The following is a 25,593-nucleotide window of genomic DNA, read 5'->3' as shown; positions in this document are numbered from 1 at the left end:
CGTCCTTAATTCATTATGTTAATTTAATTAATTTTTTCTTATTTCATTAGTAATACGCTGGCAACGAATAACAGAGTCTTCATCATCACCGCTTTTCAGGGTATTAATACAGGCCTGATAATCACGCGGACTGACAGTTTCCATATTATTATTAAGTGGTTTTTTTATTGATGCCTGACACCCGGCCAGGCCAGATACGATAAAAAAGTACAGTAAATACTTCATAATCCGTCCTTTTACGGAAATCAAATAATATTAAAAGGTACCATCATGATAAATTTCACATCACGCTCATCCTGAAACATATTTCCGTAACCCCCGGAATAACTGGGTATATCAGAGTGATTGCTGTATTGTGTAAAGTGCAATTTAAATAATGTTCCTTTAGCACGCCCCTGCTGTACGGTATAAATCCCATCCAGACTCCAGGAGGATTCCTTTATTTTATTCCCGGAGAAATACCAGCTATCTGCAGCCTCATTGACAGAGGACGGCTTCGCATTCCAGCCATAAGCAACCGATGCGCCTACCGCCCAGCCCGGAAGTTGCCAGCGGCTGAGGTCATACATCGCACTAAGGAATACTGCTTTTTCACCGTTGGCGTTAAAGTCAGAACGGTTATCCCACCACACATCCAGCCGGCCATTAGACGAGGAATAGGTCTGGGTCATGCGTTGCAGAAAATATCCCTGCCTGCCTGCGGCTTTTACACTGGTGGCTTCCAGACGTAAATCGACCTGACCGACACGATAACCAAAGGTTACAGCCTGTAGCCACGCCATTCCGTCATACACCTGGTTCGCCCCTTGTTGCTGAGATTTATTCCGGGAACCATAAAACTGATAACTGCTGTGTAACGGCGAACCGGCAAGGTCAACGCTATAGCTGGTTTTCAAAAAATACTGACTGATATAATTTCTGGCTTCACCATAAGCGGCTTCCAGTAACAAACCATTTTTGAAATCATACTTAGCCCCCAGTGAGTGCAGGTATGCGACTCTGGAACGGCGATCATTTTTGTAAAAACGGTCCATTTCGATATGCCACGGTGACTTATAGCGGTTGGTCCACATATAAGAAAATTTGAGAGCTCCGTAGTCTGCATAATCGAAAGCAGCTTCAGCCTCTGCGCCCTGATAGGTACCCGGTAACAGACTCCAGTGTGGTGCCAGTAATGTCTGGCCTTCTGGCTGAATATATCCGGCACGTAATTTAAAGGGACCGTATTTCATTTTTAATGCGGCTTTATATAAACTAATCCCGCTTTTATCACCGCTCCAGTCTTCAGAATAGGCTTTATTACTCGATGAAAAAGCAATTTCGTTCGGATGGCTGCTGTCACCGGACTCTGTCATTTCTATCGCAGTGAAGGCTGCAACATCAATACCGATGATATCCGCCGCATAACCCGAAGAGAAGTCCAGATTACCGTTCCATGTACCATGCGCAAGATTTGTTTTATATTTTCCAGAAGCAATATCCTTACGGTCTCTCTCCCGCTGCCAATAATAAACATTACCATTCAGCTGACTGTCATCAATAAAACCTGCCCCATTCACCTCCGGTGATAAAACGAAATAACTGCCTGTCATCAGTAACGACAGAGTTAATACTTTATAGTTACGGGTATACTCAGACATATCGCGGATCCTTCCCGATAGTAATATTCAACAGTAAAATGATTAAATAATTACAGTGATAACAGCATATCTTCCCTGCACAACGTTATTCATCGGCTTCAGAATATTTTTCGTGACGCGAATTATCAAGCTATTTCCGCGTGAAATATCAAATGCATGATAAAGTTCACAAAAAGAATAAATGTTAAAAATAATAAAAATCAGGAAGATATAATTATCGGAAATAAGCAATAATGGTAAGAGCGTTAAAATAATAATAGGTTATTTCAATCCAAAAAAAAACGCCACAAACGTGGCGTTTTTCCCGTTATTTCAGTCAGCCGATTCAGGAACCGGCTTTAGCCCAGGTATCCCGAAGTCCGACGGTGCGGTTAAAAACCAGCTTTTCAGGACAGGAATACACAGTATCAGCACAGAAATAACCTTCCCGCTCAAACTGATACGAGAAAGAAGCGACTGCATTTTGCAGGCTCTGTTCCGCATAGCCATGGCGAATTTCCAGCGATTCAGGGTTAATCGTTGACAGGAAATCGTCTTCTGCTCCGGGATTAGCGACACTGAACAGGCGATCATACAAACGGAATTCAGCAGGCACACCGGCGGTTACCGATACCCAGTGGATCACACCTTTAACTTTACGTCCGTCGGCAGGATCTTTGCTCAGCGTCTCCGTATCGCACTGGCAATAAATAGTCGTGATATTACCCGCCTCGTCTTTTTCCACCCGCTCAGCTTTTATCACATAGGCATTGCGCAGACGAACCTCTTTACCTGTCACCAGACGTTTATAATGTTTGTTGGCTTCTTCACGGAAATCAGCACGGTCAATCCAGACCTCACGGCTAAACACCACTTCACGGCTTCCCATCTCCGGGCGGTTCGGATGATTAGGCATCGATAACACTTCCGTGTGACCTTCCGCCAGGTTTTCCAACACGACACGAACCGGGTCAAGGACCGCCATCGCCCGCGGTGCATTTTCATTTAAATCATCACGAATACAGGACTCCAGCGAGGCCATTTCAACAATATTGTCCTGTTTGGTTACCCCGATACGACGGCAAAACTCACGTACAGAAGCCGCGGTGTAACCCCGACGACGCAGGCCTGAAACAGTCAGCATGCGCGGGTCGTCCCAGCCTTCCACAATATTTTCGGCCACCAGCTGTGTCAGTTTACGTTTCGACATCACCGCATATTCGAGATTCAGGCGGGAAAATTCGTACTGACGCGGGTGACTTTCAATCGAAATATTGTCCAGTACCCAGTCATACAACCGGCGGTTATCCTGGAACTCCAGAGTACAGAGTGAATGGGTAATCCCTTCCAGCGCATCGGAAATACAGTGAGTAAAGTCATACATCGGATAAATGCACCATGCATTACCGGTCTGGTGATGCTCAGCAAATTTAATCCGGTACAGCACCGGGTCACGCATGACCATAAAACTGGATGCCATATCGATTTTAGCGCGCAGGCAGGCCGTCCCCTCAGCAAACTCACCGTTGCGCATTTTCTCAAATAATGCCTGGTTTTCTGCCGGGCTACGGTCACGGTAAGGACTGTTTTTACCCGCTGATGTCAGTGAACCACGGTATTCACGGATTTGTTCCGGAGAAAGCTCATCCACGTAAGCCAGGCCTTTCTGAATCAGTTCCATCGCGTACTGATACAACTGTTCAAAATAGTCTGAAGAATAGTGGATCTGACCATCCCACTGATATCCCAGCCATTGCACATCACGTTTAATCGACTCGACAAACTCCACGTCTTCTTTGACCGGGTTGGTGTCATCAAAGCGTAAATTACATTGCCCCTGATAGTCCTGTGCAATACCAAAGTTCAGGCAGATAGATTTCGCATGCCCAATGTGCAGGTAGCCGTTAGGTTCGGGTGGAAAACGGGTATGCACCGTGTTGTGCTTACCGCTCGCCAGATCTTCATCAATAATCTGGCGAATAAAGTTAGTTGGGCGGGCTTCAGCCTCACTCATCTCAATTTCCTCAGTACGTAGATCAGGGTGATTACCCATAAAGTTACCGGATATGATCCACAAAGCGACACCGGGAAACAACCGTTAGTTGATAAACAAAGATAAAAAAGGCAGGAATGACTTCCTGCCTGATGATCGTCCGGGAAAAATCAGCCTTTTATCTGATAAATCTCCGTTTCTCCTGCTACTACTGTCTCACCGGCCAGCAGGGTCAGCCCGCTGTAATCATCAATATTACTGATAACCACAGGGCTTATCATCGACCGCGCATGGCTATTCAGGTAATCGAGATCCATTTCCAGTATCGGCTGCCCGGCAACCACGCTGTCACCTTCCGTGATCAGACAACGGAAGCCGTTTCCTTCCAGTGCCACCGTATCCAGCCCCATATGTACCACAACTTCCGCACCGCACTCTGACTCCAGACAGAAGGCATGGTGCGTGGCAAATATTTTGACGACTGTGCCACTGAGCGGAGAGACCACCGTACTGCCTGATGGCAGGATTGCCAGACCATCGCCGACCGCCTTAGAAGCAAATGCCTCATCGGGAACGTCTTCAATCGCCACAACTTTACCGCTGACCGGTGCCACCAGAGTCGCAACAACTGGCTGAGTGCTGTTACGGGTGGCCTGTTGCGGTGTGTTTTCTGCTGCTTTGCGGGCTGCAGGCTCCGGAGTACCTGCCGCCGGTACCAGCCCTTTTTCCAGTACCGTTTTCATTGCCCTGGCGATGCTTTCGGCCTGGGTTCCGACCACAATCTGGACACTTTGTTTATTCAGACGGATCACCCCGGCCGCACCCAGTTTTTTGGCCAGCGAATCATTCACCCGCTCAGCGTCGGCCACATTAAGACGCAGGCGTGTAATGCAGGCATCAATAGCCGTCAGGTTATCTGAACCTCCGACAGCACCAATATAACGCCTTGCCAGAGTCTCCGTGGCTGATTCTTTACTGTCAGCAGGCTCAATATCTTCATCATAACCATCTGATTCATCACCACTGACCGCCAGTTCACGGCCCGGTGTTTTCAGATTAAATTTCAGAATAGTGAACCGGAAAACAACGTAGTAGATAACAAAGAACACCAGTCCCTGAGGGATCAACATATACCAGTGTGTCGCCAGCGGATTACGGGTCGACAAGACCAGGTCCACCAGTCCGGCACTGAAACCGAATCCGGCAATCCAGTGCATAGATGCAGCAATAAAGACCGAAATACCGGTCAGCACGGCATGTATCAGATACAGCACCGGGGCAACAAACATAAATGAAAATTCAAGAGGTTCGGTAATACCGGTGAAAAATGCAGCGAAAGCCGCGGCCAGCATAATACTGCCGACTTTGGCACGGTTTTCCGGGCGAGCACACTGCCAGATAGCCAGCGCAGCACCGGGTAAACCAAACATCATCACCGGAAAGAAACCCGCCTGATAACGCCCGGTAATACCGACAATGCCGGTTCCGTTGGCAATAGATTCAGCGCCGCCGAGAAATTTAGGGATATCGTTAATACCGGCCACATCAAACCAGAACACAGAATTCAGCGCATGGTGCAAACCGACCGGAATCAGTAAACGGTTAAAAAAGGCATAGATCCCTGCGCCTGCCGCCCCCAGTTTCTGGATATGTTCGCCAAAAGAGACCAGCACACCAAAGATCACCGGCCAGATATACATCAGTAAAAAGGCCACCACAATCATCAGAAACGATACCAGGATCGGCACCAGCCGTCGGCCACTGAAAAAAGACAGCGCTTTGGGTAATTCCACATGGCTGAAACGGTTATAGACTTCTGCTGAAAGGATCCCGACCAGTATACCGACAAACTGATTATTAATTTTTCCGAAAGCCGCAGGAACCTGGTCAACAGGGATCTTTTGTATCATTGAGACGGCGGCCGGTGAACACAGCGTCGTCACCACCAGGAAGCCGACAAACCCGGTTAATGCGGCAGAGCCATCTTTGTCTTTCGATAAACCATAGGCTACCCCGATAGCAAATAACACTGACATATTATCAATAATTGCCGACCCGGATTTAATCAGCAGGGCAGCTAACGCATTTCCTGCCCCCCAGGCATCCGGATCCAGCCAGTAACCTACCCCCATCAGAATGGCGGCAGCGGGCAAGGTTGCAACCGGCACCATCAGTGCACGCCCGACTTTCTGTAAATAACCGATTATATTCACTAATCTCCCCTCTGAAACAGGCTGTTCAACGCCTATGCCTGCCGAACCTTACATCGTAAGTCATTCAGACAGTGCCAGCACCAAAACTCTCTGCGATTGAGTGTATGTAGTTTTTAATTCGCTTCGCAAATTAATTCCCGTTTTATCGTGATTAAAATCAACAAAAATTACATTGCAAGATAGATGCCACTGGTAATAACTCACTACTTATTTTATGATTTTAATTATCGATACAGCATCCCTGCCAGAGTGTTATTGTGTCGGCCCTTAATCCGCAACAACCGGCACTCTCTCACCGTTAACTGATTTGTTTACTGAATTGAGGTAATGTATGAGACTCATCCCGCTGGAAACCTCAGCCGAAGTTGCATGCTGGGCAGCCAGGCATATCACCCAACGCATTAATGCCTTCGCTCCGAATGCCGACCGTCCTTTTATTCTCGGCTTACCCACCGGAAGCACGCCCCGGCAAACCTACCAGCATTTGATCCGGATGCACCAAAATGGTGAGGTCAGCTTTAAGCACGTTGTGACCTTTAATATGGACGAATATGTCGGTTTACCCAGACAGCATCCGGAAAGCTATCATACGTTTATGCACCGGAATTTCTTTGACCATATTGATATTCCGGCCGACAACATTAATCTGCTGGACGGTAATGCCAGTGATGTTGATGCCGAATGTCAGCGCTATGAAAATAAAATCCGCCAGTACGGTAAAGTTCACCTGTTTATGGGCGGTGTGGGTAATGACGGCCATATCGCTTTTAATGAACCGGCATCCTCACTGGCATCCCGGACACGTATTAAAACCCTTACTCAGGAAACCCGTCTTGCTAATTCACGTTTTTTTGGCGGTGATGTCAGTCAGGTGCCAAAACATGCGCTGACCGTTGGTGTCGGAACACTGCTGGATGCTGAAGAAATCATGATTCTGGTGAACGGACAGGTAAAGTCACTGGCACTGCAGGCTGCAGTGGAAGGCAATGTTAATCACCTCTGGACCATCAGTTGCCTGCAATTACACGCTAAATCCATTATCGTCTGTGACGAACCTGCCACCGGTGAACTGAAAGTAAAAACCGTAAAGTACTTCCGTGAAATGGAAGCTGATAATATAAAAGATATTTAACTCAGCAAGTAATGCAGATAACGGATCCCCGCCCGGTGTGACGGGCCGCTTTATTATCTGACGGAGAACCTCAAATGTACGCTTTAGTGAATGGCCGGATTTATACGGGATATCAGGTACTTGATGATCATGCGGTTCTGATCAAAGACGGACGGATTGCACAACTCTGCCCTGCCCGTCAGTTACCGGAAAATACCCCCCGCCATGACGTGTCAGGGGCAATCATCTCTCCCGGCTTTATTGACCTGCAATTGAATGGCTGTGGCGGTGTACAGTTTAACGATGAGTTATCCGCTCTGAGTATCGACACACTGGCGATCATGCAACGGGCCAACGAAAAATCCGGCTGCACCAGTTTTCTGCCGACTCTGATAACCAGTACCGACGAGATGATCATTAAAGCTGTTAAGACCATGCAGCAATGGCTGACGCAACATAAACACCAGGCGCTGGGGCTGCATATTGAAGGCCCCTGGTTGAATAAAATTAAAAAAGGGACCCACAACCCGGACTTAATCCGCCCCGTAACTGCAGAATTATTAAAATTTCTTTGTGATAATGCTGATGCCGTTAGTCAGATCACTCTGGCACCGGAAAATGTGAGCGCAGAAGACATCCGCGCCTTACGTAAAGCAGGTATTATCGTTTCAGCGGGCCATTCTAATGCCACTTATGCCAGGGCCATCGAGGGCTTCGATGCCGGCATTACCAGCGCGACTCACCTGTATAATGCGATGACCGCAGCCGCCGGCCGTGAACCGGGATTAACAGGGGCGATCTTTGACTCCCCGCAGGTCTACTGTGGTGTTATCGCGGATGGCCTGCATGTTCATTATGCCAATATTCGTAATGCCAAAGCCATCAAAGGTGACAAGCTGATGCTGGTCACCGATGCCACTGCCCCGGCCGGGGCCGATATTGAACAGTTCATTTTTGCCGGTAAAACAATATACTATCGCAACGGCTTGTGTGTGGATGAGCAGGGTACGCTAAGTGGTTCTTCACTGACCATGATTGAAGCCGTGCGTAATTGTGTTGAACATGCAGGATTCTCTCTGGAGGAAACCCTGCGCATGGCAACTCTCTATCCGGCCAGGGCTATGGGCGCAGAGGAACAGCTGGGGTCGATTCAGCAAGGCAAAGTAGCCAACCTGACTGTTTTTTCTCGTGACTTTACAATATTAAAAACTATCGTTAATGGTGACGTGGTTTTCAGCAGGTAAGTATTTAATGGGCACTGGCAGACAGACGCAAATTGGTAATATTGATCTTGTTAAGCAATTAAACAGCGCAGCAGTATATCGCCTGATTGATCAGGAGGGACCTATATCCCGGATACAGATTGCAGAAATCAGCCAGCTTGCCCCCGCCAGCGTTACCAAAATTACCCGCCAGCTGATTGAGCGCGGACTGATTAAAGAAGTCGAGCAGCAGGCATCCACCGGCGGACGACGGGCAATTTCTATTGTGACCGAAAACCACGGTTTCCATACCATTGCAGTACGTCTGGGCCGCCAGGATGCTACCCTGGCACTGTTTGACTTAGGTGGCGAATTACTGGCCGAACAACACTACCCTGTTCCATACAGCGAACAGGATGCCGTCGAAGCTGCATTATTTTCAGCTATCGATAGCTTTATGCAGCAACAGCACAGGGTACTGAAAGAAATCATTGCCATCGCCGTTATTTTGCCGGGCCTGGTCGATCCGGAACGCGGTGTAGTGCGCTTTATGCCACATATTGGTAAAACTCACTGGCCACTGGTGAAAAATCTGACCGCCCGTTTTAATATTGCCAGCTTCGTCGGCCACGATATTCGCAGCCTGGCCCTGGCCGAACACTATTTTGGCGCTACCCGTGATTGCGCAGATTCCTTACTGGTGCGTATTCACCGTGGAACCGGTGCCGGAATTATTGTGAACGGTAATATTTTTCTCGGCAGTAATGGAAACGTCGGGGAAATTGGCCATATACAGGTTGATCCTTTAGGTGAGCGTTGTTACTGCGGTAACTTTGGCTGTCTGGAAACGATTGCCTCGAACAATGCAATTACAGAAAAAGCACAGAAACTAATAGCAGAAGGCTATCCCGGTACGCTGCACCCGTCAGCCACCGGCATCGCCGATATCTGCCGGGCCGCCTGTGAGGGTGATACCATGGCCCGGGCGCTGATCACCGACGTGGGCATCCATCTGGGTAAAGCGCTGGCGATGGCCATTAATCTGTTTAACCCACAAAAAGTTGTACTGGCAGGAGAGATCACCGCCGCAGAAGAGATACTCTTCCCGGTGATCCGCAGCTGTATTGATAATCAGGCACTGAATGATTTTCGTCAGAACCTGCCGGTGGTACGTTCACAACTGGATAACCGCTCTGCTATTGGTGCTTTCGCGCTGGCCAAACGTGCGATGCTGAACGGCATCCTGCTGCAGCATTTACTGGAAGAATAATAACGTAATTTTGCAACTCTACTTGCGGATGGTAATGAATGACGATTAAGAATGTGATTTGCGATATTGACGGCGTTTTAATGCATGATAATACGGCCGTTGAGGGTGCTAAAGAATTTCTGCACGGTTTACTGGAAAAAGAAATTCCGCTGGTGGTACTGACCAATTATCCGTCACAGACAGAGCAGGATCTTGCTAACCGTTTCTCTTCTGCTGGTATTACCCTGCCCGAATCTGCTTTCTATACCTCGGCCATGGCCACCGCAGATTTTTTACGCCGCCAGGAAGGGAAAAAAGCCTATGTCATTGGCGAAGGCGCACTTATTCATGAATTGTACAAAGCCGGATTTACGATTACTGATATCAACCCCGACTTTGTGATTGTCGGAGAGACCCGGTCTTTTAACTGGGAAATGATGCATAAAGCGGCATTCTTTATCGTCAACGGTGCACGCTTTATTGCGACCAACCCTGACTCTCACGGGCGTGGTTTTGTCCCGGCGTGCGGTGCGTTATGTGCCGGTATTGAGCGAATTTCAGGGCGTAGTCCGTTCGTGGTCGGTAAACCCAGCCCCTATATTATGCGGGCAGCTCTTAACAAAATGCATGCCCATTCCGAAGACACGGTGATTATCGGCGATAATCTGCGAACCGATATTCTGGCCGGATTCCAGGCCGGTTTAAAAACGGTTCTGGTGTTATCGGGTGTATCACAGGCGGAAGATGTCAGTCAGTTACCCTTCAGGCCGGACTGGATTTATCCATCAGTCGCTGATATAGACCTGTTCTGAACCAGAGTATTTTCTGATAACACACCCGGTGCCGGTTAAAGATATCTTCAGGGTATCCGCTTCCGGCACGATTAATATACCCGAACCCGCTCATTCCTTGTCGGGCGAGCAGAGTATAAAAAACAGACGGAAAGGCAGTTTCTTTAAATTAAATTCAAAAAACACCCACAAAAACTGAATATTTTTTAATATTACAGCCCTGCAAACCACTATTTCCAATTTCAGAATTAAATGACTTGCCAACCTCCGGTGTAATAGCGCATTTTCTTATATATCGCGCCCGGACAGGCAGCTGTTAATCACTATTATTTATTCTGACAATATTACCGTCTATGCACTCAGGAGTAGCTTATGTGTTCGATTTTTGGGGTTCTGGATCTGAAAACGGATCCCGTTGAATTGCGTAAAAAAGCGCTGGAACTTTCGCGTCTGATGCGTCACCGTGGCCCGGACTGGTCAGGTATTTATGCTGATGATAATGCGATTCTGGCCCATGAACGCTTATCAATTGTTGACGTCAATAACGGAGCACAACCACTGTACAACGCAGCCGGTACCCACGTTCTGGCGGTCAACGGCGAAATCTATAACCATCGCGCACTGCGTGCAGAACTGAGTGACCGCTATCAGTTCCAGACAGACTCAGACTGTGAAGTTATTCTGGCCCTGTATCAGGAAAAAGGTATCGATTTCCTCGACGATTTACAGGGGATGTTTGCCTTCATTCTTTACGATAAAGAAAAAAACAGCTGGCTGATCGGCCGCGATCATATCGGGATTATCCCGCTGTATATTGGTTATGATGAGCACGGTAACCTGTTTGCTGCCTCTGAGATGAAAGCACTGGTACCGGTGTGTCGTACTATCAGCGAATTCCCGCCGGGAAGCTATATGTCCAGCACCGACGGAGAAATTCGTCAGTACTACCAGCGTGACTGGATGGAATATGACAATGTTGCTAATAACAAGACTGATGCGGCTGCACTGAAAGAAGCGCTGGAAGAGTCAGTGAAAAGCCATCTGATGTCAGATGTACCTTACGGAGTCTTATTATCAGGCGGCCTGGATTCGTCGATTATTTCGGCTGTTACCAAGCGTTTTGCGGCCAGACGTATTGAAGATCAGGATAAAAGTGATGCCTGGTGGCCTCAGCTGCACTCTTTCGCCGTTGGCCTGAAAGGCGCACCGGACCTGAAAGCAGCCAAAGAAGTGGCTGATTCGCTGGGGACTGTACACCATGAAATTCACTTCACCGAGCAGGAAGGGCTGGATGCTATCCGTGATGTGATTTATCACATCGAAACTTACGATGTTACCACCATCAGGGCATCCACCCCGATGTACCTGATGTCGCGTAAGATCAAAGCGATGGGCATTAAAATGGTGCTGTCAGGTGAAGGTGCGGACGAAGTGTTTGGTGGTTATCTGTATTTCCACAAAGCGCCTGATGCCCGAGAATTCCACGAGGAAAACGTCCGTAAACTGGCAGCACTGCATATGTACGATTGCGCCAGAGCGAACAAAGCCATGTCCGCATGGGGAGTAGAAGCCCGTGTGCCTTTTCTGGATAAAAAATTCCTCGATGTGGCCATGCGTATTAACCCGGCAGATAAAATGTGTGGCAGTAACGGAAAAATGGAAAAACACATTCTGCGTGAATGCTTCTCTTCCTATCTGCCGGAAAGCGTGGCATGGCGTCAGAAAGAGCAGTTTTCTGATGGTGTCGGCTATAGCTGGATCGATACACTGAAAGCAGTCGCGGCCAGCCAGATCACTGATCAGCAACTTGAGATGGCGCACTTCCGTTTCCCGTACAATACACCCGCGTCGAAAGAAGCCTTTTTGTACCGTGAGATATTTGAAGAGTTGTTCCCTGTTGCGACGGCCGCAGAATGTGTGCCTGGCGGTCCTTCGGTCGCCTGCTCCTCGGCGAAAGCCATTGAATGGGACGACGCTTTCAAAACCATGGATGACCCGTCAGGACGTGCCGTAGGCGTCCACCAGTCAGCCTACTGATTTATTATTCCCCTGTTTATCGGGCCGCGTTTTCGCGGCCTTTTTTATGGGCACCGTCCGGTGATTTACTGCAGTCCCGTCAGCGGACCGGAGCGCAGCTTAGCCATGATGGCACGGTCAGTTTCTCCTTATATCCCCCGCAGTTCGGTCTGATCCGCAGGATCGGGTAAAGCAACAGCACAAAACGACCAACAATTCACCATTATGGTTATTCACCATTCAAACAAACCCTTTCAGGTAAAAAACGGCAAAAAACTTGTTGACGATCATGGGTCAACTCCGCATAATGCGCCCCGCAACGCCGATGAAGGTAACGCAAAAACATACGTATGGCTACGTAGCTCAGTTGGTTAGAGCACATCACTCATAATGATGGGGTCACAGGTTCGAATCCCGTCGTAGCCACCATGTTTTGCGGGAGTGGCGAAATTGGTAGACGCACCAGATTTAGGTTCTGGCGCCGCAAGGTGTGCGAGTTCAAGTCTCGCCTCCCGCACCATTATCTTCAGAGTTTAGCAGGTGGGATATCGCCAAGCGGTAAGGCACCGGTTTTTGATACCGGCATTCCCTGGTTCGAATCCAGGTATCCCAGCCACATTGAAAAGCAGTAAACGGCTACGTAGCTCAGTTGGTTAGAGCACATCACTCATAATGATGGGGTCACAGGTTCGAATCCCGTCGTAGCCACCATGTTTTGCGGGAGTGGCGAAATTGGTAGACGCACCAGATTTAGGTTCTGGCGCCGCAAGGTGTGCGAGTTCAAGTCTCGCCTCCCGCACCATTATCTTCAGAGTTTAGCAGTTGGGATATCGCCAAGCGGTAAGGCACCGGTTTTTGATACCGGCATTCCCTGGTTCGAATCCAGGTATCCCAGCCACATTGAAAAGCAGTAAACGGCTACGTAGCTCAGTTGGTTAGAGCACATCACTCATAATGATGGGGTCACAGGTTCGAATCCCGTCGTAGCCACCAAATAAAATTGGGGTGTCGCCAAGCGGTAAGGCACTGGTTTCTGATACCAGCATTCCGGGGTTCGAATCCCTGCACCCCAGCCAATTTTGAAAGCTCACTCCGGTGAGCTTTTTTCTTTTGTGTTTTTTACTTACTGTCAGCCCATAAAAAACGGTCCGCAGACCGCTTTATCTCTCGACAGAACACTCTCTGAATTGATCCGGGGCTATAACCCCAGCGCATAGCTGAGGGCTTTCTTTTTCAGCCAGCCACCACGCTGGGCAGCCATCAGGGCAAGGTTTCTCGCCAGCATTAACGGATGGCTCCGGTTACTGAATGCCAGATAGAAAAGATCCATTCCGCTTTGCATCAGTAAATTATCTTTGTAGCGTTTACGCTGATAACGGTTCAGCACCTCTGACTGCCACCAGTCACACCCCGCTTTTCGTGCTTCCGCCAGAACATCAATTAATCCGTCAACATCACGATACCCGAGATTAACCCCCTGCCCTGCCAGCGGATTAATCGTATGAGCTGCATCACCGACCAGTGCCAGCCCGGGACGCACATAACCGGTGGCATGTCGACGAGTCAGAGGGAATGCACCGCAGCCCAGTACTGTGACTTTACCGAGGCGGTCAGGAAAATGGCTGGCGACCTGCTGATTAAGCTGACTGAGCGGCAGCCTGGATAATTGCCGGATGCGGGCCGGGCTGTCATACCAGACCAGTGAAGCATAATTGTCATGTAATGGCAGGAATGCCCGTGGTCCCTGCGGCGTAAATTGTTGCCAGGTACTGTCACCGGGCGGATTTTCACATTCTGCCGAAATCAGCATACAGGATTGTGAATAATCCCAGCCATTAACCCCGATGCCTGCCAGCTGGCGAACCTTTGAGTTAGCGCCGTCGGCCCCCACCCATAACCGGGTGGTAAGCTGCTGACCGCTCTGCAGAGTCAGCTGCCAGTATTGGCCGTTGTAGCTGGCGGATGTCACGCTGGCCGGACACAGCAGGGTTATGTCCTGCGACTGCATTTTATGCCACAAGGCTGATTGCAGGACACTGTTCTCCACCATATAACCCAGCTCAGGCAAACCGAGTGACGCCGCATCAAACACCGCGTGGGCATTCTGCCATTCCCAGGTTTCCAGACGACGGTACGGAGTACAGCGCATCGCCTGCACGGCGTCCCAGACTTCAAGCTCTTTAAGTAACCCTACCGAAGCCGCCCCTATTGCCGAAATACGGACATCCGGCAGGCTTGCGGGATCAAAGGGACGCGGTAACTGGTGGTCTATCACCGCCACCCTGAACTGATGCCGTGCTAAACCACAGGCCAGAGCCGCACCGACCATACCCCCGCCGGTGATCACTACATCAAATTGATCTTCCTGCATGTGACTATCCTTCCCATGACTGATTACCCGCCATCATCCGGGCTACGTTAATCGCCACAGTGTACCGGAAAATCAAGTCACGATCAGAAAAGCCTCCGCACTGGTCACAACAGCAGCAAAGCATTACAATATGCCGCCTGCACATCCTTGCACTGAATTAATGGCCAGTTTGATGACAAAAAAATTGCACATAAAGACCTGGGGCTGCCAGATGAACGAGTACGATTCATCTAAAATGTCAGACCTCCTGAATACAACCCACGGCTTTACTCTGACCGAGAATGCGGAAGAGGCGGACGTATTATTGCTTAATACCTGCTCTATCCGTGAAAAGGCCCAGGAAAAAGTATTCCACCAGCTGGGACGCTGGAGAATTTTAAAAGAAAAAAATCCGGAACTGATTATCGGTGTCGGCGGTTGTGTTGCATCACAGGAAGGCGACCATATCCGCCAGCGCGCACATTATGTGGATATCGTGTTCGGTCCGCAGACACTGCATCGTCTGCCGGAAATGATCAACAGTGTCCGGGGTAACAAAAGCCCGGTAGTTGATATCAGCTTCCCGGAAATCGAGAAATTTGACCGTTTGCCGGAACCTCGTGCCGATGGCCCTACCGCCTTTGTTTCCATAATGGAAGGCTGTAATAAATACTGTACTTTCTGCGTGGTCCCTTATACACGTGGTGAAGAAGTCAGCCGTCCCAGCGATGATATTCTGTTCGAAATCGCCCAGCTGGCTGCTCAGGGGGTGCGTGAAGTTAACCTGCTGGGTCAGAACGTCAATGCTTACCGGGGCGAAAATTTCGATGGCTCGGTCTGTAGTTTTGCCGACCTGTTACGTCTGGTCGCTGCGATTGACGGCATTGACCGTATCCGCTTTACCACCAGTCATCCGATTGAGTTTACCGATGATATTATCGATGTCTATCGCGATACTCCGGAGCTGGTCAGCTTCCTGCATTTACCAGTGCAAAGCGGTGCCGATCGGATCCTGACGCTAATGAAGCGCGCACACACCGCGCTGGAATTCAAAGCGATTATCCGTAAACTGCGTGAAGCACGGCCGGATATCCAAATCAGTTCTGACTTTATCATCGGTTTCCCGGGTGAAACTCAGGAAGACTTCGAAAAGACCATGAAACTGATTGCTGATGTTAATTTTGATATGAGCTTCAGTTTTATCTATTCTGCCAGGCCCGGTACTCCGGCGGCGGATTTGCCTGACGACGTCAGCGAAGAAGAGAAAAAACAGCGTTTATGGATCCTTCAGGAACGGATTAACCAGCAGGCAATGGCCTGGAGCCGGCGTATGCTGGGGACAGTACAGCGGGTACTGGTGGAAGGCACTTCACGTAAAAATCTGATGGAACTTTCCGGTCGTACCGAAAATAACCGCGTGGTCAATTTCGAAGGCACCCCGGATATGATTGGTAAATTCGTCGATGTTGAAATAGTCGATGTCTATCCTAACTCATTGCGTGGTGTCGCCGTCCGTACGGAAAAAGAGATGGAACTGCGCGTCACTGAGTCTCCGGCTTCGGTCATTGCCCGCACCCGTAAAGAAAACGAGACCGGTGTCGGTATCTGGCAGCCCTGATCCCGTTATCCGCTGCGGCAGCCTTCCGCTGCCGCAAAAAGCCTGCCTCCGGGGGCTGGATTTTTCTGATTCCGCCCCGATATCCTGATATACCATTTAATTTCTGACAAACAGCATCACTAGCGGCTATCCCCCTGTAAAACAGGCAGCATAGTGTGTTGTTGATTAACCGGCCCTCAGCGACCCATAGGATTACTTTGAATATCGAAACCCGCGAAATAGCCCTCGAACCAGCAGATAATCAGCGTCTGCTCAGTCTGACCGGCCCTGTTGACGATAATCTGAAACATCTGGAACGTCGCCTCGGGATAGAGATTAATCGCCGCGATAACCGTTTTACTCTGTCCGGCAAACCCCTGTGCGTGGATGCTGCGGAACATATACTGAAAAATCTGTATGTGGAGACAGCACCGGTACGCGGTAAAAGCAAAGAGATTGATCCGGAAGCTATTCATCTGGCAATCAAAGAAAGTCGTGTATTGGAACAGACCGCCGACAGTGTGCCGGATTACGGTAAGGCGGTTAATATTCAGACTAAGCGCGGGGTGATCAAACCACGCACCCCGAACCAGGCGAGCTATATTGCCCATATTCTCGACCATGATATTACCTTTGGTATTGGCCCTGCCGGTACCGGCAAAACCTATCTGGCAGTGGCTGCGGCAGTCGATGCTCTGGAACGCCAGGAAGTCCGGCGCATCCTGCTGACCCGTCCGGCGGTTGAAGCCGGAGAGAAGCTGGGGTTTTTGCCGGGTGACCTGAGTCAGAAAGTTGACCCTTATTTACGGCCATTGTATGACGCGCTGTTTGAAATGCTGGGCTTTGAGCGTGTTGAGAAACTGATTGAACGTAATGTAATTGAAGTGGCTCCGCTGGCGTATATGCGTGGTCGTACATTAAATGATGCGTTTATCATTCTGGATGAAAGTCAGAACACCACTATTGAACAGATGAAAATGTTTCTGACCCGTATTGGTTTTAACTCCAAAGCGGTGATCACCGGGGATGTCACACAGATCGATCTCCCCCGTAATGCACGCTCTGGCCTGAAACACGCCATTGAAGTCTTATCCGGCGTGAAAGAGCTCAGTTTTAATTTCTTCCACAGTGAAGATGTGGTGCGCCATCCCGTGGTAGCACGGATAGTGGTCGCCTATGAAGCCTGGGAAGAAGCTGACCAGAAACGCCGTGAGCGGCAGGCTGAAGAGCGTAAAAAAGAAGCGCTTTCCCCCCCGCAGGAGAATGTATGAGCAGTAACGTAACACTTGATTTGCAGAATGCCTGTGAAAATACCCGCGGACTCCCGGATGAAGCTTCCTTTCTCCGCTGGCTGACGGCAACCGTCAGCCTGTTTCAGCCCGAGAGTGAGGTGACTATCCGGCTGGTAGATGAAGCAGAAAGCCACGAACTGAATCTGACCTACCGCGGTATGGACAAACCGACTAACGTGCTGTCCTTTCCGTTTGAGGCACCGCCGGGCATCGAGGATTTACCCCTGCTTGGGGACCTGATTATCTGCCGGCAGGTCGTCGAACGTGAAGCTGCGGATCAGCAGAAACTGGCCGAAGCTCACTGGGCACATATGGTAGTGCATGGTACCCTGCATTTGTTAGGCTACGACCACATCATTGATGATGAAGCCGAAGAGATGGAAGGCATTGAAACAGAGATAATGCTTGCTATGGGCTATCCTGACCCGTACATTTCCGAGAAAGATATGGATTAATCACCGGTTTCTGCCGGTCACCCTGCTGTCAGTGACGCCCCCTGACAGCATTTATTCCCCCACAGAGAGAACTAAATAAATACGCCATGAGCGATGACCATTCACAAAACAGCGATACCCCCGCCAGTAAAAAGGGATTTTTTTCTTTACTGATCAACCAACTGTTTCACGGTGAACCCCAGAACCGTGACGAGTTGCTGGAGCTGATCCGCGACTCAGAGCAGAAAGACCTGATTGATCAGGACACCCGCGATATGATGGAAGGCGTGATGGAAATTGCCGAGCAGCGGGTAAGAGATATTATGATCCCACGCTCTCAGATGATCACCCTCAAACAGGACCAGAGTCTCGAAGAATGTCTCGATGTTATCATTGAGTCTGCCCACTCACGGTTTCCGGTGATCAGTGAAGATAAAGATCATGTGGAAGGTATCCTGATGGCGAAGGACCTGTTGCCGTTTATGCGCAGCAGTTCGGCACCATTCAGTATCGCTGAGGTATTACGTCCGGTGGTTGTCGTCCCGGAAAGTAAACGTGTCGACCGTATGCTCAAAGAGTTTCGCTCCCAGCGTTACCATATGGCGATAGTGATTGATGAATTTGGCGGCGTTTCCGGACTGGTCACCATTGAAGATATTCTTGAACTGATTGTCGGCGAAATCGAGGATGAATATGACGAAGAGGATGCCAGCGATATCCGGCAGCTGAGTCGCCATACTTATTCCCTGCGGGCCCTGACAACTATTGAAGACTTTAATGAGTTGTTTGGTACCGGGTTTAGTGATGAAGAAGTCGATACTATCGGTGGCCTGGTGATGCAAAGTTTCGGGCATCTGCCGGCCAGGGGCGAAAATATTACGATTGACGGTTATCAGTTCAAAGTGGCAATGGCCGACAGACGTCGCATCCTCCAGGTACACGTTAAAATCCCGGATGATGCCACTCCTCCTCAACTTGAAGACGAATAACAGCCTATGACGGCCCTGAATCAGTTATTCCGGCAGCAGAAAATACGTCTGTTGCTGGCTTTACTTACGGGTGCCGTCGGCACCCTGGCATTCTCTCCTTTTGATTTCTGGCCTGCCGCCCTGATCTCCCTGACAGGTTTACAGGCGTTAACTCTGAAACGCTCCACCCCGCAGGCGATAGCGATTGGTTTTTTCTGGGGAATGGGGCTATTCGGCTCAGGCGTCAACTGGGTATACGTCAGTATTGCCACTTTCGGTGGTATGCCTGGCCCGGTAAATGTATTTCTGGTGGTCTTGCTGGCGGGCTGGTTGTCCCTTTTCCCGATGTTATTCAGTGGATTACTCAACCGGTTCTGGCCGGCCGCCACCCCGTGGCGACTGTTTCTAGCCGCCCCGGCACTATGGCAGTTCACCGAGTTCTTACGCGGCTGGGTACTGACGGGGTTTCCGTGGCTGCAATTTGGCTACAGCCAGATCAACGGACCACTGAAAGGTCTGGCTCCCCTTGCCGGGGTCGAAAGTATTACCTTTGTCCTGATGCTGATTGCGGGCCTGATCACCTACAGTCTGCTACAGCGTCATTTACGTGCAGTGATAGCCGCGGTTTTGATTATGCTGGTCAGCTGGCCATTACGTTATCTGCACTGGTATCAGCCGGTCACTGAGCGCAAAGTATCAGTGGCGCTGGTTCAGGGGAACATTCCCCAGTCAATGAAATGGGACTCACGGCAGCTACAGACCACCCTGGATACCTATCTGCGCCTTACCCGCCCGGTATTAGGCAACGCCAGAATCATTATCTGGCCGGAATCGGCGATTACTGATCTTGAAAGCAACGAGCAGCCTTTTCTGACACAGCTGGATGACATTCTGCGCAATAATGGCAGTACCCTCGCAACCGGTATTGTCGATTCCAGATTGCAGGGTAATCGCTACCATGATTACAACACTGTCGTGGTTCTGGGTAATCCGCAGCAGCCCTACAGTTACCAAAGCCTGAATCGTTACCAGAAAAATCACCTGGTTCCTTTTGGTGAATTTGTGCCAATGGAAGATCTGCTGCGGCCGCTGGCTCCGTTTTTTGATTTACCTATGTCATCTTTCAGCCGTGGCCAGTATCGTCAGCCACCGTTAAACCTCGACGGTTATCATCTGACGACGGCTATCTGCTATGAGATTGTGCTGGGCGAGCACGTTCGCGATAATTTCCGGCCGGATACTGACTTTCTGCTGACTGTGTCTAACGATGCCTGGTTTGGCCACTCGATTGGCCCCTGGCAGCACCTGCAGATGGCGCGGATGCGGGCTCTGGAACTTGGCCGGCCGCTGCTGCGAGATACTAATAACGGGGTAACCGCTATTGTGAATCCGCAGGGTGATATTGTGCAGCAGCTTCCGCAGTTCAGTGAGGGTGTATTACAGGCTGAGGTCACGCCTGCGCGCGGGCTCACACCTTATGCCCGCAGTGGTAACCTGACGGTCTGGTTACTCTCTGCCGTAGCGATAGTTGCCTCACTGATAGCCCGCCGTCGCCGCTAATCTGTTTTGCCGGTGCTATGCACCGGCGTCTCCTTTGTTTTCCGGGCAGTCTGGAGGGCAGCTTTGCGGCCCGGCGGCGCCGGAAATATCGCCGGCCACACGGGCTGAAACGACGATTTCTGTCACTCACCGCTGCCTGTTTCGATGATAAATACCGCCAGGGTGTAATGCGGGTGTTGTTGCGCGCTGACCTTATGGGTATGCTATGGGGATCGTATAAAAAACACTGCAGTAAGCTTCGCGCAATTCAACAAGGACCACAGGCTGCCATGCAAGAGCAATACCGCCCGGAAGAGATAGAATCTAAAGTCCAGCAATACTGGCACGATCAGGAAACCTTTAAAGTCACTGAACAGGAAGGGAAAGAAAAGTACTACTGCCTGTCAATGCTCCCCTATCCTTCTGGCCGTCTACATATGGGCCATGTGCGTAACTACACCATTGGTGATGTTATTGCCCGCTATCAGCGTCTGCTGGGTAAAAATGTTCTGCAGCCTATTGGCTGGGATGCATTTGGTCTGCCTGCCGAAGGTGCCGCTGTCAAAAATAATACCGCGCCTGCACCCTGGACCTACGAAAACATCGAGTATATGAAAAACCAGCTGAAACTGCTGGGTTTTGGCTACGACTGGAGCCGTGAGCTGGCCACCTGTCAGCCGGAATACTATCGCTGGGAGCAATGGTTCTTTACGCAACTGTTCGAAAAAGGCCTGGTCTACAAAAAGACTTCCGCCGTCAACTGGTGTCCTAACGATCAGACCGTACTGGCCAACGAACAGGTTATCGAAGGCTGCTGCTGGCGTTGTGATACCAAAGTTGAGCGTAAAGAGATCCCCCAGTGGTTTATCAAAATTACTGACTATGCGGAAGAGTTACTGAATGACCTGGATACGCTGGAAGGCTGGCCTGAGCAGGTTAAAACCATGCAGCGTAACTGGATTGGCCGCTCGGAAGGGGTGGAAATCACCTTTAATGTGGCCGACAGCGACCAGAAACTGACGGTCTACACCACCCGCCCGGACACTTTTATGGGGGCGACCTATGTCGCTGTTGCCGCCGGACATCCGCTGGCACGCCAGGCGGCCATCGGTAACCCGCAACTGAGCGCGTTTATCGACGAATGCAGTAATACCAAAGTTGCTGAAGCTGATATGGCAACCATGGAGAAAAAAGGTCAGCCAACGGGCATGTTTGTTATCCATCCCCTGACCGGTGATAAATTACCCCTGTGGGTGGCTAACTTTGTCCTGATGGAATACGGCACAGGTGCGGTTATGGCCGTTCCCGGCCATGACCAGCGTGACTGGGAGTTCGCCAGCAAATATGGTCTGGCCATAAAACCCGTGATCCTCAATGAGGATGGCAGCGAACCGGATATCAGTGACGCGGCAATGACCGGTAAGGGAACGCTGTTTAATTCCGGACCGTTCGATGGACTGTCTCATCAGGACGGTTTCAACGCTATTGCTGATGCGCTGGCGGCCAAAGGTGTCGGTGAGCGTAAAGTAAACTACCGTCTGCGCGACTGGGGCGTGTCCCGTCAGCGTTACTGGGGTGCCCCGATCCCAATGGTAACTCTGGAAGACGGTACTGTCGTCCCGACGCCGGAAGATCAGTTACCTGTCATTCTTCCGGAAGATGTGGCAATGAACGGCATCACCAGTCCGATCAAAGCCGACCCTGAATGGGCCAAAACCACGGTGAATGGTCAGCCGGCACTGCGCGAAACCGATACTTTCGATACCTTTATGGAGTCATCCTGGTATTACGCGCGCTATACCTGTACGCATTATGACCAGGGAATGCTTGACCCGGCCGCCGCCAACTACTGGCTGCCGGTCGATCAGTATGTGGGTGGTATCGAACATGCCATTATGCACCTGATGTATTTCCGCTTCTTCCATAAACTGTTACGTGACGCCGGACTGGTAAACTCAAACGAGCCTGCCAAACGCCTGTTATGTCAGGGTATGGTACTGGCCGATGCCTTCTACTACACAGGCAGCAACGGTGAGCGTAACTGGGTTTCTCCGGTCGATGTTTCTGTCGTACGTGACGAGAAAGGCCGGATTACCAGTGCCACCGACAAAGATGGCCGTGAAGTGATTTATGCCGGTATGAGTAAGATGTCAAAATCTAAAAATAACGGTATTGACCCGCAGTTAATGGTAGAACGTTACGGCGCAGATACCGTCCGTCTGTTTATGATGTTCGCCTCTCCGGCAGAAATGACTCTGGAATGGCAGGAATCCGGCGTTGAAGGTGCTAACCGTTTCCTGAAACGTGTCTGGAAACTGGTCTATGACCATAGCAGCAAGGGCCCCGCTCCGGTGTTAGACGCCGGGCAGCTGAATGACGACCAGAAAGCACTGCGCCGTGATGTTCATAAAACGGTGGCAAAAGTCTCTGATGATATTGGCCGTCGTCAGACCTTCAACACGGCCATCGCCGCTGTGATGGAACTGATGAACAAACTGCTGAAAGCACCACAGGACACCGATCAGGATCGTGCTCTGATGCAGGAAGCGTTAGATGCCGTGGTTCGTTTACTGTATCCGTTCACCCCGCACGCCTGTTTTGAACTGTGGCAGACCCTGGGGCACAAACAGACTATCGACACCGCGCAATGGCCGGTGGCAGACGAAAGTGCCATGGTCGAAGACTCAGTACTGATTGTGGTTCAGGTGAATGGCAAGGTCCGCGGAAAAATTACGGTTCCGGTTAACTCCACTCAGGAGCAGGTGCAGGCTCTGGCCGCTCAGGAACACCTTGTGGCAAAATACCTGGAAGGCGTTACTGTACGTAAAGTTATTTACGTTCCGGGTAAACTGCTTAACCTGGTCGCAGGTTAAGTTCAGGAGGCGATGTGCGCAAACTTTTCTCAGCACTGATGATTGCGGTGGCCGTACTGGCCACCGCAGGTTGTGGTTTTCATACCAGCGGAACGACCCGGATCCCGAAGGAAATGCAAACCATGATATTAACCAGCAATGACCCATACGGGCCGCTGGCCAGGACCGTACGTCAGCAATTACGGCTTAATGATATTACGCTGGTGGATGACAGTGCAGACCGCCGTAATACCACTCCGTCATTACGCCTGGAAGCCGAAAGCTCCGGTCGTAATACGGCGTCCGTATTCCTCGACGGCACTGCAGCCGAATATCAGCTGTATATGACTGTCACTGCGCAGGTTCTGCTGCCGGGTAAAGGTATTTATCCGCTCAGTACTACGGTATACCGTACATTCTTTGATAACCCTGGCGTACCGCTGGCCAAAGATGCTGAGCAGGATATTATTTATCAGGAAATGCGGGTACGGGCTTCCCAGCAACTGGTTCGTCAGTTACTGGCAGTACATGCCGCACAGTTAAACACCGCAGACACTTTACCGGCCCCGGAGACGATTACCTCGCATTCGGGCCAGCAAAGTGACACTGCAGGCGTGACGACATCCCGCTGATGGTCAGGCTTTACCCTGAACAACTGGCCGCGCAACTCGCTGAAGGGTTGCGCGGCAGTTATTTCCTGAGTGGTAACGACCCGCTGTTACGCCAGGAAAGTCATGATGCCATTATTGCTGCCGCCCGCCAGCAACAATTCCTCGAGCATTTAACTTTTACCATTGATAACCACACCGACTGGGATGCCCTGTTTACCGTCTGTCAATCCCTCAGCCTGTTCACCCGGCGTCAGACCCTGACATTGCTGATGCCGGAAAACGGTCCCTCAGCCCAGATAACCCCGCGGCTGATCCGTCTTGCGGAACTGTTACACAGTGATCTGTTACTGATTGTGCATCTGCACAAACTGACTAAAGCCCAGGAAAACAGCGGCTGGTTTAAAGGGTTATCCCTGAATGCTGTGATGGTACCCTGCACCACTCCGGAACAGGCACAATTACCCCGCTGGGTAAGTCAGCGCTGTAAGAGCCTGGGTATTGCCATTGACCAGCAGGCTATCGGCTTACTCTGTTACTGCTATGAAGGTAACCTGCTGGCCTTATCTCAGGCACTGGAACGCTTATCTTTATTGTGGCCGGAAGGCCAGCTGACGTTACCGAGAGTAGAACAAGCGGTCAACGACGCTGCACATTTTTCACCCTACCACTGGGCAGATGCGATTCTGGCCGGTAAAAGTAAACGGGCATTGCATATTCTGCAGCAGCTGCAACAAGAGGCTGCCGAACCGGTTATTTTAGTGCGTACCCTGCAGCGGGAACTGATGACCCTGCTGCAACTGCAACGTCAACAGGGGTCGCACAACGTCCGTCAGTTAATGGACAAACTGCGTGTCTGGCAAAACCGCAGGCCATTATTTACCGCGGCATTGGAACGACTGGATAACCAGGCGGTGCACCTGGCAATAAAGCAGCTGGCATCGATTGAACTGACCATAAAACAGGATTACGGCAGCGATGTATGGTCACCGCTGGCCTCTCTTACACTGCAACTGACCTTCGGGAAGTCACCGGTGGTGGTGAGCGATGTCTGAGTTACATGCGGTCTTTGGCGGCACATTTGATCCGGTTCATTTCGGTCACCTGCGTTCTGCTGAAGCTCTGGCACGTCTGACCGGGTTGCATAAAGTTACCCTGTTACCGAATAATCTGCCGCCTCATCGTCCTCAGCCGGTCGCCAGTCCGGCACAGCGTCTGGCGATGCTGCGTTGTGCTATTGCCGATCTACCCTTATTCGATATCGATGATCGGGAATTACACCGCGACACCCCTTCCTGGACAGTGACAACCCTGCAGACTATCCGTGCCGAACGCGGCAGCCAGCAACCCCTGGCGTTTATTATTGGTCAGGACTCTCTCCTCAGCCTGAATAAATGGCACCGCTGGCAGGAACTGATGTCCCTTTGTCATCTGCTGGTCTGCCGTCGCCCCGGCTACTGTCGGCAGCCGGAGTCTGCAGAGCTGCAACACTGGATCAGTAAACATCTGACCGATGACCCGCGGCGGCTGCAACAGTATCCTGCCGGGCTTATCTGTCTGGCTGATACACCGTATTACCCGGTGTCGGCCACGGTTATCCGTCAGCGCCTGCATACCGGCCAGTCATGCAGCGACCTGCTGCCTCTATCAGTGATTAACTACATCCGGCAGGCTGGCTTATATCGCGATTGATTAGGGCGTGATATACTCCGCCGCTTCAAATTCGACCGGCCGGGATATTATGACGGTCACTCTGTTA

The 25,593-nt window shown here is 50.5% G+C and carries 19 protein-coding genes and 8 tRNA genes; 22 read left to right on the top strand and 5 right to left on the bottom strand.

Annotation, left to right across the window (positions count from 1 at the left end; translation table 11 throughout):
- Positions 1–27: 27 nt before the first annotated feature.
- From chiQ to nagE, 4 genes are all read right to left on the bottom strand, one after another.
- Positions 28–225, bottom strand: a complete 198-nt coding sequence (gene chiQ / locus JK198_RS00710; protein ID WP_212709894.1) for a ChiQ/YbfN family lipoprotein — start codon at positions 223–225, stop codon at positions 28–30.
- Positions 226–245: 20 nt separating this feature from the next.
- Entirely contained in the window at positions 246–1,592 is a 1,347-nt protein-coding gene (locus tag JK198_RS00705) for an OprD family outer membrane porin (RefSeq protein WP_249212923.1), read from the bottom strand.
- A 373-nt stretch (positions 1,593–1,965) separates the two neighbouring features.
- Positions 1,966–3,633: a glutamine--tRNA ligase gene (glnS, locus tag JK198_RS00700; RefSeq protein ID WP_212708439.1), complete on the bottom strand. Its 1,668-nt coding sequence runs from the start codon at positions 3,631–3,633 to the stop codon at positions 1,966–1,968.
- A 149-nt stretch (positions 3,634–3,782) separates the two neighbouring features.
- Positions 3,783–5,819 carry an N-acetylglucosamine-specific PTS transporter subunit IIBC gene (gene nagE, locus JK198_RS00695; RefSeq protein WP_212709930.1) on the bottom strand — a complete coding sequence of 679 codons (2,037 nt, stop codon included), beginning with the start codon at positions 5,817–5,819 and terminating at the stop codon, positions 3,783–3,785.
- Between the two features lie 337 nt (positions 5,820–6,156).
- Between nagE and nagB the strand changes: the two genes are divergently transcribed.
- From nagB to JK198_RS00630, 13 genes are all read left to right on the top strand, one after another.
- A complete protein-coding gene (gene nagB, locus JK198_RS00690; RefSeq protein ID WP_212708402.1) occupies positions 6,157–6,957 on the top strand; it encodes a glucosamine-6-phosphate deaminase in 801 nt (266 codons plus the stop codon).
- A gap of 74 nt (positions 6,958–7,031) precedes the next feature.
- Positions 7,032–8,180, top strand: coding sequence for an N-acetylglucosamine-6-phosphate deacetylase (gene nagA, locus JK198_RS00685; RefSeq protein ID WP_212708403.1), 1,149 nt, complete (start codon positions 7,032–7,034; stop codon positions 8,178–8,180).
- A 7-nt stretch (positions 8,181–8,187) separates the two neighbouring features.
- Positions 8,188–9,408: an ROK family protein gene (locus tag JK198_RS00680; RefSeq protein WP_212708404.1), complete on the top strand. Its 1,221-nt coding sequence runs from the start codon at positions 8,188–8,190 to the stop codon at positions 9,406–9,408.
- Between the two features lie 38 nt (positions 9,409–9,446).
- On the top strand, positions 9,447–10,199 hold the full coding sequence (locus JK198_RS00675; RefSeq protein WP_212708405.1) for an HAD-IIA family hydrolase: 753 nt from the start codon (positions 9,447–9,449) through the stop codon (positions 10,197–10,199).
- Between the two features lie 351 nt (positions 10,200–10,550).
- Complete coding sequence (asnB, locus tag JK198_RS00670) at positions 10,551–12,215, top strand: asparagine synthase B (protein WP_212708406.1); 1,665 nt, start codon at positions 10,551–10,553, stop codon at positions 12,213–12,215.
- Positions 12,216–12,546: 331 nt separating this feature from the next.
- A tRNA-Met gene (locus JK198_RS00665) sits at positions 12,547–12,623 on the top strand.
- 6 nt (positions 12,624–12,629) lie between these two features.
- Positions 12,630–12,714 (top strand) — tRNA-Leu (locus JK198_RS00660).
- A 21-nt stretch (positions 12,715–12,735) separates the two neighbouring features.
- Positions 12,736–12,810: transfer RNA gene (locus tag JK198_RS00655), tRNA-Gln, on the top strand.
- Between the two features lie 18 nt (positions 12,811–12,828).
- Positions 12,829–12,905, top strand: a tRNA-Met gene (locus JK198_RS00650).
- A gap of 6 nt (positions 12,906–12,911) precedes the next feature.
- A tRNA-Leu gene (locus JK198_RS00645) sits at positions 12,912–12,996 on the top strand.
- Positions 12,997–13,017: 21 nt separating this feature from the next.
- A tRNA-Gln gene (locus JK198_RS00640) sits at positions 13,018–13,092 on the top strand.
- 18 nt (positions 13,093–13,110) lie between these two features.
- Positions 13,111–13,187 (top strand) — tRNA-Met (locus tag JK198_RS00635).
- Between the two features lie 8 nt (positions 13,188–13,195).
- Positions 13,196–13,270 (top strand) — tRNA-Gln (locus tag JK198_RS00630).
- A 122-nt stretch (positions 13,271–13,392) separates the two neighbouring features.
- On the opposite strand, the gene ubiF is transcribed toward JK198_RS00630, so the two are convergent.
- Positions 13,393–14,565: a 3-demethoxyubiquinol 3-hydroxylase gene (gene ubiF / locus JK198_RS00625; RefSeq protein WP_212708407.1), complete on the bottom strand. Its 1,173-nt coding sequence runs from the start codon at positions 14,563–14,565 to the stop codon at positions 13,393–13,395.
- A gap of 172 nt (positions 14,566–14,737) precedes the next feature.
- Between ubiF and miaB the strand changes: the two genes are divergently transcribed.
- The 9 genes from miaB to nadD all read left to right on the top strand — a co-directional run bounded on the left by miaB (position 14,738) and on the right by nadD (position 25,526).
- Positions 14,738–16,162 carry a tRNA (N6-isopentenyl adenosine(37)-C2)-methylthiotransferase MiaB gene (miaB, locus tag JK198_RS00620; protein WP_212708408.1) on the top strand — a complete coding sequence of 475 codons (1,425 nt, stop codon included), beginning with the start codon at positions 14,738–14,740 and terminating at the stop codon, positions 16,160–16,162.
- 197 nt (positions 16,163–16,359) lie between these two features.
- Positions 16,360–17,412: a PhoH family protein gene (locus JK198_RS00615; RefSeq protein ID WP_212709893.1), complete on the top strand. Its 1,053-nt coding sequence runs from the start codon at positions 16,360–16,362 to the stop codon at positions 17,410–17,412.
- Entirely contained in the window at positions 17,409–17,888 is a 480-nt protein-coding gene (ybeY, locus tag JK198_RS00610; RefSeq protein ID WP_212708410.1) for an rRNA maturation RNase YbeY, read from the top strand. Before JK198_RS00615 ends, ybeY begins: the two co-directional genes overlap by 4 nt.
- An 86-nt stretch (positions 17,889–17,974) precedes the next feature.
- Positions 17,975–18,856 (top strand): CNNM family magnesium/cobalt transport protein CorC, encoded by an 882-nt coding sequence (gene corC, locus JK198_RS00605; RefSeq protein WP_212708411.1) that lies wholly within the window; start codon positions 17,975–17,977, stop codon positions 18,854–18,856.
- 6 nt (positions 18,857–18,862) lie between these two features.
- Complete coding sequence (lnt, locus tag JK198_RS00600; RefSeq protein WP_212709892.1) at positions 18,863–20,395, top strand: apolipoprotein N-acyltransferase; 1,533 nt, start codon at positions 18,863–18,865, stop codon at positions 20,393–20,395.
- Between the two features lie 269 nt (positions 20,396–20,664).
- Positions 20,665–23,247, top strand: coding sequence for a leucine--tRNA ligase (gene leuS / locus JK198_RS00595; protein WP_212709891.1), 2,583 nt, complete (start codon positions 20,665–20,667; stop codon positions 23,245–23,247).
- Positions 23,248–23,261: 14 nt separating this feature from the next.
- Positions 23,262–23,858, top strand: coding sequence for an LPS assembly lipoprotein LptE (gene lptE / locus JK198_RS00590; protein WP_343877586.1), 597 nt, complete (start codon positions 23,262–23,264; stop codon positions 23,856–23,858).
- A complete protein-coding gene (gene holA / locus JK198_RS00585; protein ID WP_212708414.1) occupies positions 23,858–24,889 on the top strand; it encodes a DNA polymerase III subunit delta in 1,032 nt (343 codons plus the stop codon). Before lptE ends, holA begins: the two co-directional genes overlap by 1 nt.
- Positions 24,882–25,526 carry a nicotinate-nucleotide adenylyltransferase gene (nadD, locus tag JK198_RS00580; protein WP_212709890.1) on the top strand — a complete coding sequence of 215 codons (645 nt, stop codon included), beginning with the start codon at positions 24,882–24,884 and terminating at the stop codon, positions 25,524–25,526. The genes holA and nadD overlap by 8 nt, the downstream gene beginning before the upstream one ends.
- The last annotated feature ends 67 nt before the right edge of the window (positions 25,527–25,593 follow it).

This window comes from Tatumella sp. JGM91, from assembly GCF_018257575.1.
Classification (GTDB): Bacteria; Pseudomonadota; Gammaproteobacteria; order Enterobacterales; family Enterobacteriaceae; genus Tatumella; species Tatumella punctata.
The sequence above is the reverse complement of the archived record's forward strand: the minus strand, read 5'-3'. Positions and strand labels throughout refer to the sequence as shown.

What these genes read in the sequence shown, in the direction of transcription:
- chiQ (WP_212709894.1), bottom strand. Translation starts at nt 225, where the DNA reads ATGAAGTATTTACTGTACTTTTTTATCGTATCTGGCCTGGCCGGGTGT.
- JK198_RS00705 (WP_249212923.1), bottom strand. Translation starts at nt 1,592, where the DNA reads ATGACAGGCAGTTATTTCGTTTTATCACCGGAGGTGAATGGGGCAGGT.
- glnS (WP_212708439.1), bottom strand. Translation starts at nt 3,633, where the DNA reads ATGAGTGAGGCTGAAGCCCGCCCAACTAACTTTATTCGCCAGATTATT.
- nagB (WP_212708402.1), top strand. Translation starts at nt 6,157, where the DNA reads ATGAGACTCATCCCGCTGGAAACCTCAGCCGAAGTTGCATGCTGGGCA.
- nagA (WP_212708403.1), top strand. Translation starts at nt 7,032, where the DNA reads ATGTACGCTTTAGTGAATGGCCGGATTTATACGGGATATCAGGTACTT.
- JK198_RS00680 (WP_212708404.1), top strand. Translation starts at nt 8,188, where the DNA reads ATGGGCACTGGCAGACAGACGCAAATTGGTAATATTGATCTTGTTAAG.
- JK198_RS00675 (WP_212708405.1), top strand. Translation starts at nt 9,447, where the DNA reads ATGACGATTAAGAATGTGATTTGCGATATTGACGGCGTTTTAATGCAT.
- asnB (WP_212708406.1), top strand. Translation starts at nt 10,551, where the DNA reads ATGTGTTCGATTTTTGGGGTTCTGGATCTGAAAACGGATCCCGTTGAA.
- ubiF (WP_212708407.1), bottom strand. Translation starts at nt 14,565, where the DNA reads ATGCAGGAAGATCAATTTGATGTAGTGATCACCGGCGGGGGTATGGTC.
- miaB (WP_212708408.1), top strand. Translation starts at nt 14,738, where the DNA reads ATGACAAAAAAATTGCACATAAAGACCTGGGGCTGCCAGATGAACGAG.
- ybeY (WP_212708410.1), top strand. Translation starts at nt 17,409, where the DNA reads ATGAGCAGTAACGTAACACTTGATTTGCAGAATGCCTGTGAAAATACC.
- corC (WP_212708411.1), top strand. Translation starts at nt 17,975, where the DNA reads ATGAGCGATGACCATTCACAAAACAGCGATACCCCCGCCAGTAAAAAG.
- lnt (WP_212709892.1), top strand. Translation starts at nt 18,863, where the DNA reads ATGACGGCCCTGAATCAGTTATTCCGGCAGCAGAAAATACGTCTGTTG.
- leuS (WP_212709891.1), top strand. Translation starts at nt 20,665, where the DNA reads ATGCAAGAGCAATACCGCCCGGAAGAGATAGAATCTAAAGTCCAGCAA.
- holA (WP_212708414.1), top strand. Translation starts at nt 23,858, where the DNA reads ATGGTCAGGCTTTACCCTGAACAACTGGCCGCGCAACTCGCTGAAGGG.
- nadD (WP_212709890.1), top strand. Translation starts at nt 24,882, where the DNA reads ATGTCTGAGTTACATGCGGTCTTTGGCGGCACATTTGATCCGGTTCAT.